General features: G+C 48.3%; 13 protein-coding genes, 1 tRNA gene and 1 pseudogene. 3 read left to right on the top strand and 12 right to left on the bottom strand.

The window, feature by feature from the left end:
• Positions 1-358: 358 nt before the first annotated feature.
• From ACFVU8_RS17395 to rpsF, 6 genes are all read right to left on the bottom strand, one after another.
• Entirely contained in the window at positions 359-1,312 is a 954-nt protein-coding gene (locus ACFVU8_RS17395) for a D-alanyl-D-alanine carboxypeptidase family protein (protein WP_387428826.1), read from the bottom strand.
• A 220-nt stretch (positions 1,313-1,532) separates the two neighbouring features.
• On the bottom strand, positions 1,533-3,254 hold the full coding sequence (opp4A, locus tag ACFVU8_RS17390; RefSeq protein ID WP_387428824.1) for an oligopeptide ABC transporter substrate-binding protein: 1,722 nt from the start codon (positions 3,252-3,254) through the stop codon (positions 1,533-1,535).
• A 311-nt stretch (positions 3,255-3,565) separates the two neighbouring features.
• Positions 3,566-5,563 (bottom strand): endonuclease MutS2, encoded by a 1,998-nt coding sequence (locus ACFVU8_RS17385; protein ID WP_387428822.1) that lies wholly within the window; start codon positions 5,561-5,563, stop codon positions 3,566-3,568.
• Between the two features lie 556 nt (positions 5,564-6,119).
• Positions 6,120-6,392: a 30S ribosomal protein S18 gene (gene rpsR, locus ACFVU8_RS17380; RefSeq protein WP_019914552.1), complete on the bottom strand. Its 273-nt coding sequence runs from the start codon at positions 6,390-6,392 to the stop codon at positions 6,120-6,122.
• A gap of 20 nt (positions 6,393-6,412) precedes the next feature.
• On the bottom strand, positions 6,413-6,925 hold the full coding sequence (gene ssb / locus ACFVU8_RS17375; RefSeq protein ID WP_175373518.1) for a single-stranded DNA-binding protein: 513 nt from the start codon (positions 6,923-6,925) through the stop codon (positions 6,413-6,415).
• A gap of 48 nt (positions 6,926-6,973) precedes the next feature.
• The gene (rpsF, locus tag ACFVU8_RS17370) at positions 6,974-7,258 is read right to left on the bottom strand and encodes a 30S ribosomal protein S6 (protein ID WP_025706808.1); all 285 of its coding nucleotides are present in this window, start codon (positions 7,256-7,258) and stop codon (positions 6,974-6,976) included.
• A 213-nt stretch (positions 7,259-7,471) separates the two neighbouring features.
• On the opposite strand from rpsF, the gene ACFVU8_RS17365 reads away from it, so the two are divergent.
• A complete protein-coding gene (locus tag ACFVU8_RS17365; protein ID WP_066377836.1) occupies positions 7,472-7,669 on the top strand; it encodes a YjzC family protein in 198 nt (65 codons plus the stop codon).
• Positions 7,670-8,042: 373 nt separating this feature from the next.
• Here ACFVU8_RS17365 and ACFVU8_RS17360 read toward each other — a convergent pair.
• The 4 genes from ACFVU8_RS17360 to ACFVU8_RS17345 all read right to left on the bottom strand — a co-directional run bounded on the left by ACFVU8_RS17360 (position 8,043) and on the right by ACFVU8_RS17345 (position 9,676).
• A tRNA-Ser gene (locus ACFVU8_RS17360) sits at positions 8,043-8,133 on the bottom strand.
• Between the two features lie 43 nt (positions 8,134-8,176).
• The gene (locus ACFVU8_RS17355) at positions 8,177-8,389 is read right to left on the bottom strand and encodes a DUF951 domain-containing protein (RefSeq protein ID WP_066377834.1); all 213 of its coding nucleotides are present in this window, start codon (positions 8,387-8,389) and stop codon (positions 8,177-8,179) included.
• Complete coding sequence (locus ACFVU8_RS17350) at positions 8,389-9,414, bottom strand: mechanosensitive ion channel family protein (protein WP_387428820.1); 1,026 nt, start codon at positions 9,412-9,414, stop codon at positions 8,389-8,391. The genes ACFVU8_RS17355 and ACFVU8_RS17350 overlap by 1 nt, the downstream gene beginning before the upstream one ends.
• Positions 9,407-9,676, bottom strand: coding sequence for a putative Se/S carrier protein (locus ACFVU8_RS17345; protein WP_387428818.1), 270 nt, complete (start codon positions 9,674-9,676; stop codon positions 9,407-9,409). The genes ACFVU8_RS17350 and ACFVU8_RS17345 overlap by 8 nt, the downstream gene beginning before the upstream one ends.
• Positions 9,677-9,795: 119 nt before the next feature.
• Here ACFVU8_RS17345 and yyaC point away from each other — a divergent pair, with 119 nt between their 5' ends.
• Together yyaC and ACFVU8_RS17335 are read left to right on the top strand one after the other, a co-directional pair.
• Entirely contained in the window at positions 9,796-10,401 is a 606-nt protein-coding gene (gene yyaC, locus ACFVU8_RS17340; RefSeq protein WP_387428815.1) for a spore protease YyaC, read from the top strand.
• Positions 10,370-10,450 carry a hemopexin repeat-containing protein gene (locus ACFVU8_RS17335; RefSeq protein ID WP_387429466.1) on the top strand — a complete coding sequence of 27 codons (81 nt, stop codon included), beginning with the start codon at positions 10,370-10,372 and terminating at the stop codon, positions 10,448-10,450. Before yyaC ends, ACFVU8_RS17335 begins: the two co-directional genes overlap by 32 nt.
• Here the strand turns inward: ACFVU8_RS17335 and ACFVU8_RS17330 are convergent.
• A pseudogene (locus tag ACFVU8_RS17330) lies at positions 10,448-10,783 on the bottom strand (DUF4446 family protein); the annotation flags it as partial. The gene ACFVU8_RS17335 and the pseudogene ACFVU8_RS17330 sit on opposite strands and share 3 nt — an antisense overlap.
• Before the next feature lie 106 nt (positions 10,784-10,889).
• Complete coding sequence (locus ACFVU8_RS17325) at positions 10,890-12,056, bottom strand: aminotransferase class V-fold PLP-dependent enzyme (RefSeq protein WP_387428812.1); 1,167 nt, start codon at positions 12,054-12,056, stop codon at positions 10,890-10,892.
• Positions 12,057-12,144 lie beyond the last annotated feature (88 nt).

Genomic DNA, 12,144 nt, shown 5'->3' with positions numbered 1-12,144 from the left:
ATTTGACCTTCTTTATTGTGGAATGAAAGAATAACAAAAACAATGTATTGGCAATGGTCACCTTCGCTCTTAACGCAGGCGCCCATGATAGGACTTCTCCGGCTGTAATGATAGTTGTCCCTATTCTGTTGCCTTATTGTTCCCCCTTTCCGGAAATAGGGTCATACCAATTATTAAATAAACATTTGGAATTTTCGTTTGACTTCAGGCTTGGCCGGAAATGTATAACTGCACTCCTTTAAGTCTGCCTGTAGAACAATATTTCTATTGTAATCACTATGAGCTCAAAAAGAAACAACAAAAAACGACAGTATTAATGGTAAAGCACCATACCGATGATGTAAATCGGCATGATGCTTCATCTCCAGCTCAGTAAGGAAAAGGTCGCATTCAGGACATGCTTCACTCTCTCCCCGGTCGGCAAACTTCTGTAGAATCCATGGTTAAATAGCTTTGTTGCGGCTTCAAAACGGCTCTGGCTGGTCTCTGCACCCAGCACAACGGCAATCAGCCGGTGCCCGTCCCGCTGAGCCGTTCCTGCGATGCAATAGCCCGATCGGATATCATACCCGGTCTTCAAGCCATCTGTTCCAGCATAGGCAAAAGCTCCGCCCATGGCAGGCAGCATCAGGTTCGTATTACTGGCATACATTCCCTTAGCTTTTAGCTGCATCTGTGTCCGGCTGCTGGCGTTCAGCACCTCGGGATGGCTGCGGATCAGGGCTGCTGCCAGCCTTGCCGTGTCCTTGGCTGTCATGAGGGTCTCACCGCTAATATATCCCGGCGGACGGCTCGGTCCCAGCTCACTGGATGCCAGCCCGGAGGCATTGGTGAAGACTGTGCCTGACGACAGTCCCAGACTGCGGGCTTTCTCATTCATCAGGACCACAAATGCATTCTCAGAACCAGCCGTATATTCAGCCAAGGCCACGGCTGCATCATTCGCAGAATACACGGTGATCCCTTCAAACAGCTCTCTAACAGTGTAGGTTTCCCCTCGTTTCAGGGATAAAGTTGCGCCTCCCAGAGAGCCTGCATAGGGACTAACCGTTATTCTGTCAGCCCAGTGGATGGCTCCCGTGGAAATGCGGTCCAGCACAATCATCTCTGTCATCAGCTTCGTCACGCTCGCTGTCGGCATCGCCTTATCACCGTTCGATTCCATCCATATGCTATCGCTATCCATATCCAGCAGTACAGACGCGCTAGCGTCAATGCGCGGCTTGAACCCCAGGCCCTCCGGCCGGCTCACTACAAGTATGGCAACGATTATTAGGGCTACTGCGACCCATATTATGCTCCGTCTCATCATCGTCGTCATCCTCCATAATATATATGACGAATGAAACCCCATTTTGATTTCATATTTTTTGAAAAAAATAAATATTTTTTTGGAAAATACCCCTCGGATACCTACTTTTCACCAAAATCACAAGGTTAAGAAACGTATAACCGCCATGAAAATACAAAAACCGCAAGCAGGTTGACATAACAAACCCGGCTTGCGGTTAAGCAGCAAAGGACAACGTCCTCTATTCTTCCTTGATCCACCATTTCTGCGGTTCAATAATATTGCCCATGGAGTTGACCCGTACACCTTGCAGACGCTTGTTAACTGCGGTTATGGTCTCCCGTTCGGCGAAGAAGATCATAGGCACCTCTTCATTAATCAGCTTCTGCCATTTATAGTACACCTGTTTACGGTATTCCTTATCATAAGATTTCATGCTAACTCCGTCACGAATCAGCTCTTCATTCTGCTGTGATGACCACCTTGGGTAGTTCCACAGATCATTCTCCCGCCATAAGCCTGATGGATCAGGGTCGCTGGCCAGACCCCAGACTCCGTTGAACAGCTCGATAGAGGGGTCATCATTTTCTACCGCATCGTAGAAGGTATTCAGCTCCTTCAGACCTCCGTCACTCAGACGAACATCCAGTCCAACATCCCGCCAGTCCTGGATAATAGCCGCTGTGCGTGGTTCAGCCATCGCACTACCGATCATTGCATCATAATGGATAGTGAACTTCTTGCCTTGCGGATCTTCGCGCAATCCGTCGCCGTCCCTGTCAATATAGCCCGCTTGATCAAGCAGCTCCTTGGCCTTCTCCGGTGAGTAAGGATACGTATTGATCTCGGAATCGGGGATTTTGGCCCAGCTACTGCTCGGAATCGGTGTTTCTATAAGCCGGCCTAGCCCATAGGAAAAGGTATTGATAATACCTTGGCGGTCCAGTGCGTAGTACATGGCCTGGCGCAGCCTTTTATCCTTGAATTTCGGGTTGTCCATGACAACCTTCTGCGCATCATTATCCCAGTGTCCAAATTTGAAGCCGATATATTCATACGACAGCTCCGGTGTTTGCAGCAAGTCCACAGTATCCAGCTTGTTTAAACTCTCATACGCATCGCGGGGTACCGTTTCGATATCAACCTCACCTTGTTCGAATAAACTGGTGATCCGCTTCTCATCAGATACTTTGTACAGTACACCATCCAAATGCGCTTTTCCCTGATAGTAATTGTCAAAACGCTTCAGCTCCACCGACTGGCCCGGCTGAATTCGGGTGATCTCAAACGGACCGATGCCGATGGGGTGCTTCCGCACCTGGTCACTGGTTGGCATATCCTTGACCGCAACGTCTGTGAAATATTTCTTATTCATCGGATACGGCCACAGATTGTCGATCGAGTTCACTCTTGCAGTCGCCATCGTAATTCGGATGGTGTAGGGATCAACCACCTTGATGCCGGATATTTCCTTAGCCTTCCCGGTGTGATAAGCGTCAGCTCCCTGGATCATTTCCACACTATAGTAACGCGAACCCGTGTAGTCGGGACTCGCAATGGTTTCCAGCGCAAACTTCCAATCCTCTACCGTCAACTCGTCCCCGTTGTGCCAACGGATACCCGGCTTGATTTTGAAAGTGAATACTCTGTGATCCTCCGCTTCCATCCAAGTGGCAATATTCGGTTTCGTTGATAAATCATCCTCTATAGTGAACATCGCTTCTGTGCTGAATTGCAGTACATTATAATCATCTTCACCTTCATAGAATGCAGGTTCAAATAACCCCTGAAATGGCGAAGCATAGCCATACGTAACAATACCGCCCGCCTGTGGCTGTTCTGCCGCTTCTGAGTGGCTTGCAACAGACAGAGCACTATTGGAGTCCCTTCCGTTGCACGCGGACACCAGGACTGCTATCATAAGCAGCCACAGTGCGATCCCGCTCCTTCTCTTGTTAATCATATGTTCCTTCCCTTCTCTTATTCTGTGATGCCATGGGTGTCTGTGACAGGATGGATGAAAGGCAAAGGGATGTAGATCCCTTTGGATTGTAACGGGGTACTCCTCTAGAGAAGAATAAACCATTGGTCAATTCAATATATATCTGTTAAAAATGCCTAATAGTCACCACTATACTTATACTATAGAAGAATATATACAATAATTCGGGCAAAGTGAAGTCAATAATTTAACCAATACACCTCCAGTCCCGGCAAAATAGCGCGCAAAAGAGCCTGCCCCTGCGGGCAGACCCTTGTATCTTTGTATGTTTATTACCGTTCTTCTTCCAGTTCAACCGTCAATCCTTCCACATGCTTGCGGTTCATTAGCTTGCGTTTCTTGCGGTTTTCCTTACTCTCAAAAATAATATCCATATCATAATCCTCAGGATACAGCTCCTCCTTCGAAATGTACGGCTTAAGACGTTTGTGATTGATGCTTAGCCGCTGCTTCTGAATCATCACGCCGACCATTCCCAGCGAATTCCGCTGCTCGTAGACAATACCTGTCCTTCCCAGTGAACTGACAAATACAGCATCGCCTATTTCAAAATCCCGCCGCGGAACTGGAATCTGCTGACCCTCCTCACCGTGGCTTTGAGCTCCCTCAGGAGTGCTTTGCTGTCCCTTTCCGCTGTTATATGGGTTCCGCTCTTTCTTGCTCTCATTCCCCGTCATCTGTTCCATATTGTTGACCTGGTCTTCACACATGGTATTCCATAGATTGATAGCCTGCGGTTCTTGCCCTTGCTGTGCTTCTACAATTTGCCGGGAACGACGGATGACCTCGACCGGAATGCCAAGCTTCTCCGCAATTTGCAAGGCATAGCTTTCACCCGCTTCGCCGATGGTCAGCCGGTATAACGGCTGCAATGTATCTTTATCAAATTCCATTCGCGCATTCTGAAATCCGGGAGTGGCGGCGGCGAAGCTTTTCAATTCATTAAAATGGGTAGTGACGATGATATTCGCCCCTTGGCGGCTCAGCTCTTCCAGAATAGCTATAGAAAGGGCGATCCCCTCCCCTGGGTCAGTGCCTGCCGCCAGCTCATCAATCAACAACAGGACACCTTTACTGGCATTGCGCAGCATGCCCTCGATACTCTTCATCTGTGCCGAGAATGTGCTGAGCGATTGCGCCAGGCTCTGTCCATCTCCAATTACGCTCATGATCTCGGTGAAAATAGGAAATTCGCTGCCGTCCGCCACCGGAATCAGCAGACCGGATTGAACCATAAGCGCTAGCAAGCCTAATGTTTTAAGCACCACCGTCTTGCCACCCGTATTAGGTCCGGTCACAATCAAGGACTGATAGCCTTTGCCAATGCTCAGGTTGATGGGAATCATCTCTTTGAGCATCGGATGCCGTCCGCCGTTCATTACCAGAATCCCTTGCTCATTGAGCCTGACGGCAATTCCGCCGATACTTCGGGCATATTTGGCTTTGGCAAAGATGAAATCATACGTCCCGGTGACCTCAATATTCAGTCGCAGCGCTTCCTGCTCCCGCTCTACAAGCCCGGTTAGCATACTCAGAATTATTGCCTCCTCCCGTGCTTCTTCAGCTGACAGCAGATCCAGTTCGTTCTGGAGCGCAGCTATCTCATCAGGCTCCACATAGACTGTCTGCCCACTTGTGGATTGATCCAGCACACTCCCTTTGACCTGCTTGTGGTACTCCCGTTTCACGGGGATGACATACCGGCCGTTGCGCATACTGAAGAGCTGTTCTTGTAAAATTGACTGGTGACGGGACATGATCCCCTCGATTTTTCTTTGCAGACGAAGCCGGGCCGCTTTAAGCCGCTTTCGTGCCCGCTCCAGCCCCTTACTGGCCCCATCATCAATGACACCAAAACGTATGCACCGGTTAATCTCATCCTGTACATGCCTTAGCTCCATTAATGAGGACGCATAAGCGCCAATCCGGGGGGCAATCTGCTCCTTCGAGGCCATATATTTACGTAACTGGCTGCAGCTGTTCAGAAAGGTGGCCACCGCTGTAAAATCCTTCTCACTGTAAAGATACCCCGTTCCTATCAGTGACATGAGCCATTCCATCCCTTCCAGTGAAGGAATGGGTACACTCGCCCCTCTGTCCTGAAGGTCCCTGGCCTCCTCTGCCTCCTCCAATGCTCTCCTTATCACGGTAAGAGTCTTCATCGGCTCCAATTGCTGAATTAAATTCTTACCCACATAAGAAACCGCAAAATGTTCAAGCTCCTCTTTAATGGTTTCATATTCCAGCGTGATCATACTTTGTCTGTCCAAGCTTTCTTCCTCCTTTGGCTTGCTTTTCGCTTCCATCTAACTATCCTTCAACGCAAAAAAGGGCAAAGAATGCCACTACGGCAGTCTTTGCCCTCATTTCCGGCTATTGTCCTTTGTTCAGCTCCTATGACGCTGCAGATCCCTTGCAGAGCCCATGAAACCAAAAAAACCGTGCTGCAAGAGCACGGTTAAATACAAAGAGAATAACAGCCGTAAACAGGCTATTCGACGCTTCGTGTGTTCTTAACTAACTCATTCACCCTTCGGACTTCAGAAACCGCCGTAACGCGGACTCAAACAGAGCACGCCTTATTGTTAAGACGGGCCTTGCTGTCTTTTCTCCAGGTGATATGAAATTACTAGTTAAGAACGCTCACCAACATCAAAATTTCCCCTTTAGTTATAGGATAATTGTAATTTACTACATAAACCAGCTAACGTCAAACTTCTCCGCTCTTATATAACGAACCCTTCTCCCGTCCACGCCCTTCCTGGACAAATAGTCGGAACACAACAAAAAAGACAGCCGGTTGCCCGGCTGCCTCTGTAAAGCGTACTATTCCGTTGTGTAAGGCAGCAACGCGATTTGACGCGAGCGTTTTACAGCAATGGTAAGAGCACGTTGGTATTTTGCACTTGTGCCTGTTACACGACGCGGCAAAATCTTTCCGCGTTCGCTGATGAATTTCTTGAGAAGCTCAGTATCTTTATAATCAATGTGAGTAATCTTGTTCACAGTGAAGTAACATACTTTTTTACGCTTGTTGCGTCCACCACGACGAGCTGGTCTCTTGTCGTTGTCTCCGCCTTCTCTTTGTTTGAAAGCCATGTCAGTTCAGTCCTTCCTTATTAAAATGGCAAATCATCATCCGATATATCAATCGGTTTACCATCGCCCGAAAAAGGATCTTGAGTATTGTTGTTACGCGAGAAATTGTTGTTATTTCCGCGTCCACTGTTACCGCCATTACCAGATCCACCACCATAGGATGGTTCTTCAGGCATACCTGCACCACTTGAGGTATTTCCACCTTCACGGTTCTGCGATGATTCCAGGAAACGGACATTATCGGCAATAACTTCAGTAACGTATACACGTTTGCCTTCGTTATTCTCGTAATTCCGTACTTGGATACGTCCTTCTACGGCTGCCAGACGTCCTTTGCGCAAATAATTGGCACAGGTCTCTGCAAGCTGTCTCCAGGTTACAACTGGAATGAAGTCCGCTTCACGTTCGCCGTTCTGGCCCGTAAAGTTACGGTCTACGGCAAGCGTAAACTGTGTTACGGCAACACCAGCGGGAGTATAACGAAGTTCTGGGTCACGGGTCAACCGTCCGATCAGAATGATACGGTTCAACAATTCTGTTCCCCTCCTTTAGAGCGATTGATTACAAAGCTTGTCAAAATCTTAGGCAACGTCGTTCGTGATGAGATAACGAATAACTTCGTCGGAAATCTTCATGATACGTTCCAATTCGGTAACAACTGCAGGTTCTGCAGTGAAGTTAACCAAAACATAAACGCCATCACGGAATTTCTTGATCTCATACGCAAGACGGCGTTTACCTTGCACGTCGTGCTTTGTAATTTCCCCGCCGTTGGAGATGATGCCTTGGAATTTTTCGACTGCTGCTTGAACGGCTTCTTGTTCAATGTCAGGACGAATAATATACATCACTTCGTATTTGCGCATAAATTTCACCTCCTTATGGTCTGAGGCCCCTGATCACGTCAGGAGCAAGGATCGAGCACAAACATAAACTCGAACCATACTAATATACCAAAATGGCCAGTCAAGTGCAAGCTATATTCTGGATGACACGAATCCTTTACTGCTGTACATGAACCCCTCCCTCTCCGCACACAATAAAGACGGACTTAAATACTCAAAAGGAGGATGATTACCATGGGTGAGAAGACAGAATACGAAAAGGGCGATAAAGCCCCTAACCCCGGCATGTATACAGAGGTCGGAGAAGCGCGCAGCTTCCACACTGAAATCCAGAACCCCAAGCGTATTCACATGGAGAAGGGTGATACTTTTCCCGAAACCAGCAATAAGAACCGCAAGTGGAAAAAGGTTGAGAAAGCCCGCGTTCATTAATTTTAAAATAGGATGTATAAAAAATCTCGCCTGACACATACTATTCTCAGGCAGTACAAAAGAGAGGTGTGGTTCCGTTGGACTTCGTAGTCGAACCAAATCACTGGAATTCTGAATCAGCATCTATTGTAAGTTGGGAACAGTAACAGCTGCCGCCTTAAAAAAGCGGCAGCCTGCACGAAGCCTATCGTCACTCTAGGGCTTAGACAGAGAAATTCCGAACATCAAAAATGTGCTGCCTCCTAAAGAAGGACCCTTGGGTCCTTCTTTTTGTATGTCCGGAGTAACTTAACGTAACAACGATCCTTTATAAAACACAAAAAAACCTTCGTTCTTCGAACGAAGGTTTCGATAGTTGATATTAAGGTCTAAATGGCGGAGAGGGTGGGATTCGAACCCACGCACGCTGTGACACGCCTAACTGATTTCGAGTCAGCCCCCTTGGGCCTCTTGGGTACCTCTCCGCAGCAAGATTTATTTTATCATGCAGCTTGTCTTTTTGCAAGTCTAATTATTGTTAGTTCCGCCCTCAGCTGATCGCAGTACCTTCTTCATGTTCTTCTCGAACTTGGCGCGGGGAATTAGCACGCTGTGCTGACAGCCTGTGCACTTCACACGAATGTCCATCCCCATACGGATAATCTCCATTTCATTGGTACCGCAGGGATGGGACTTCTTCATCTGTACCACATCACCAAGCTGAAATACCTTACGTTCCATTACTTCCCTTCCTCCTCTTTTTCCAGTGTTGCAGCCGCCTGTTGACGTCCTTGAACGCCACCCGGCTTCTGAGCTTCTCCAGCCGCTTCTGTGGCCGCCCTATCCGCTTCTACACATTCCTCAGCCTCAGCCTTCGCGCGCTCCTCAGCTTCGGCCTCAGCGGCTTCCAGCTCGTATTGCTTCTCCAGTGCGTGCTTGATATCACTTTGAATTTGCCGCTGCGCTTCATCCCGGGCATTAGGCAGACAATGCGCTGCCACACGAATCACGTACTCAGAGGTGCTCATCGATTGGATGCCCAGTACATTCGGATAAGCCAATACATTAGCGTTACGCTCTTCAATCCCCTTGAGCGCTTCAGCAATCAGGCCTAGTGTGGATTCCAGACTACGTTCCATTTTAACCGGTACATCAACTACCGCCAGCGCATTGGCCAACGAGTAGTTGGTAACATTCGTAATAGAGCCATTCGGGATAATATGCATCTCCCCGGTCGAACTAAGCAGCTTGGTGGTCCTGAGTCCAATCAGCTCCACAGTCCCTTTATACGTGCCCGTTTGAATAACATCGCCGACTGCAAACTGGTCTTCCAGAATGATAAAGAAGCCTGTAATAACATCCTTCACCAGACTCTGCGCCCCGAAACCGATCGCAAGCCCAAGAACCCCTGCGCTGGCCAATAGCGGTGCCAGATTAAAGTTGAACTCTGAAAGAAGCAGCAGAATCATTACAAAATTGCAGATGACCGTGACCACATTCTTGAGCAGTTCACCTACGGTAGTGAACCTTCGGGTGTTCGCCAGAAGTCTTCCCCCTGTTTTCCGATCCAGAGAACGGTCTATCACCTTATAGACCACCCGAATAATGACCCTCGTCAGGATGAAAATAAGAAGAAGTCTCAGCCCAGAAAATAATATATTGGTCCACATATCTACATCCGTAATCAGGTTCCAGACCTTATCCTTGAAACGAAGTGCAGCCTTTACCTGATCACCTGCCGTAGCTTCAAGCACCCACTTATTCATGGTGTTCTCCCCCACTCTCAATCAGAACATACCCTTCATTATTCTTACCAAATATCCCGCGAATCTCAATCTTCTGGTGCACTATAATATTTCTAACCTCTGCCAGCCTCTCCCCTTCAAACTGAATGGAAATCGCGCAGCCCGCCGTAATCTCCTTCGGGGTTGGAAAGATATCAATCTCTAGCTCGGCATACTCAAGCAGCATTTCGGCGCGCAGCGCCTGCTGGGTAGAGTCAAAAGCAATCAACATCTCATCCTCCATCGCTCTCACGCCTCCTTCTGGGTATCTCGTCCTATCTCTTACGGCCATAGTATAAAATCGCTCTTCCATCCATATACTAGATATCATCAAATAGAATCAGCATCAGAAAGGAAGATGAGATGAACTCGCCTAAAGCATCATCCATGCAAGAATTGTCCTGTTTAAAAATATCACATACTGATCCTGATATCTATTCCGCCATCACGCACAGACTGCTCTTTCATTTTGCCCGCACCACTCCTGACACTCAGATTGTGGTCGTCTGCATCGGCACAGACCGCAGCACAGGCGATTCTCTCGGCCCGCTTGTCGGCACGGCACTCACCCGCTTTCACAGCCCGTTATTCGAGCTATACGGAACCCTGGAGGAACCTGTCCATGCCGTGAATCTCGAAGAAACCCTGGCACTAATAAATAATAGATACAGCAATCCGTTCATTATTGGAATCGATGCCTGCCTGGGCCATTCCACCAGTGTTGGATGCATACAAGTCGTGGACGGTCCACTCAAGCCTGGGGCCGGCGTAAATAAACAATTGCCGCCGGTAGGCGATATCCATTTGACAGGAATCGTTAACGTCGGCGGCTTTATGGAATACTTTGTACTTCAGAACACTCGATTAAGTCTGGTGATGCGATTGTCGGACATTATCGCTTCTAGCCTCTATTCAGCCCTGAAGCAATGGAATCTTCATGCTAAGACCGCTGCAGCGCGAGAGCAATAACCTCTTTTTCTTCCGGGGACAGCGGGTATGGCGATTCACCATTCTGTAGTGGCTTGGAATAGATATAGGAGTTCTCACGGTTGTGGAGGCTGGTCAGCACGACCCCGCTGCGGTCCTCATCCAGAACAGCCAAGGAAAAGCTTAGGTCGCTGCCCCGCTCACCAAAAGCATTGTAACGCTTTAGCGCTACATTAGATTTCATACTGCGGATTTTCACCTGGGCAGCCTCCAATTGGGCAGCTTGATCACGCATTCCATCTTCCAGCATATCACTTTGATTTTTCAAATCAATCAGTAGGTTTTCCAAATCTTCTACCCCTGTGCCGGTCATCATCGCCTCGTATCTGCGTTTCATTTTGCGCAGCCTGCTGCCCTGCACCATGGCCACAATCAACAGCACCAGAATTAACACTGTGAACCCCAATACAAACCACTGCAATTGTTCATTAATCAATTGATTCATTTCTGACATGAATGGACCATCCTTTTTATTTGGTGCTGCGGGCACTACCGTAGAGTTCTTTCATAGCTGCCAGCATTCTACTAATATCTTGTTCGGTTGAATCAACACCTACACTTGCCCTCACGGCCCCACTGGCCAACGTATTTACTGCCGTGTGGGCCAAGGGCGTACAATGCATCCCTGCACGTACAGCTATATTGTATTCACGATCCAGCCGATGGGCAATTCCAGCAGAATCATGCCCTTCAATCACGAAGGAGACGATACCAGTTCGCGGTACCCCAAGCGCAGGGCCTAACAATCGGATGCCCGGAATAACGGTCAAACCCTCCATCATCGTTTGAGCCAGACTCCATTCCCTTTCGCGAATGATGTCTACACCGATAGACCTGACCTTCTTCACACCCGCCATCAGTCCTGCTATCCCCACTGCATTTTGTGTCCCTGCTTCATACCTGTCCGGACGAACCAAAGGCTGTTCGATATTCTCAGACTGACTCCCTGTCCCTCCAAGCATTAGCGGCTCAAGATCCAGATGTGGTGCGATATACAACCCACCTGTTCCTTGCGGACCTAGTAGTCCCTTATGTCCAGGAAACGCCAGCAGATCAATATTCATCGCGGCCACATTAATATCCAGCACCCCTGCACTCTGCGCACCATCTACCAGAAATATTGCGCCATGAGATTTCGCCAGATCGCCAATGTCACCTATCGGAAGAATACTGCCTAACAGGTTGGAACTGTGATTACAGATAACCATCTTAGTATTATGCTTAAATGCCGTCTGTAATTCCTGCAGATTAAGCTGCCCTTCCTCATTCACCCGGATGTAATCCACTTCGAGGCCCTGAGTCCTCCGCAAATACTCTAACGGACGGCGAACAGAGTTATGTTCAGTCATCGTCGCTATGACATGATCTCCAGCACGCAGTGCGCCTCTGATTGCCATATTAAGACCCATGGTCGTGTTGTGAGTAAAAGCGATATCCTGCGCATTAGATACTGCGAACAAATCAGCCAACAAACTGCGAGCCCGCATCAACACACGCCCAGCACCCATGGCGAGGGAATGATTACCTCTTCCTGCATTCGCCCCTGAATGCTGCAGGGCATCCATCATAGCCGAGGCTACCTCTGGTGGTTTAGGCCAAGATGTAGCTGCATGATCCAGGTACACCAACTCTTCCACGCTTCGCCCACCTTCAATTCTATTTTGACTTTAAAAAACATACCCCTCCTTATCCATTCCAGGATATCTCAGGATATGTTTTTCAGTG

Origin of the sequence: Paenibacillus sp. NPDC058177 (assembly GCF_042883835.1) — a bacterium.
Classification (GTDB): domain Bacteria; phylum Bacillota; class Bacilli; order Paenibacillales; family Paenibacillaceae; genus Paenibacillus_AQ; species Paenibacillus_AQ agri.
The sequence above is the reverse complement of the archived record's forward strand: the minus strand, read 5'-3'. Positions and strand labels throughout refer to the sequence as shown.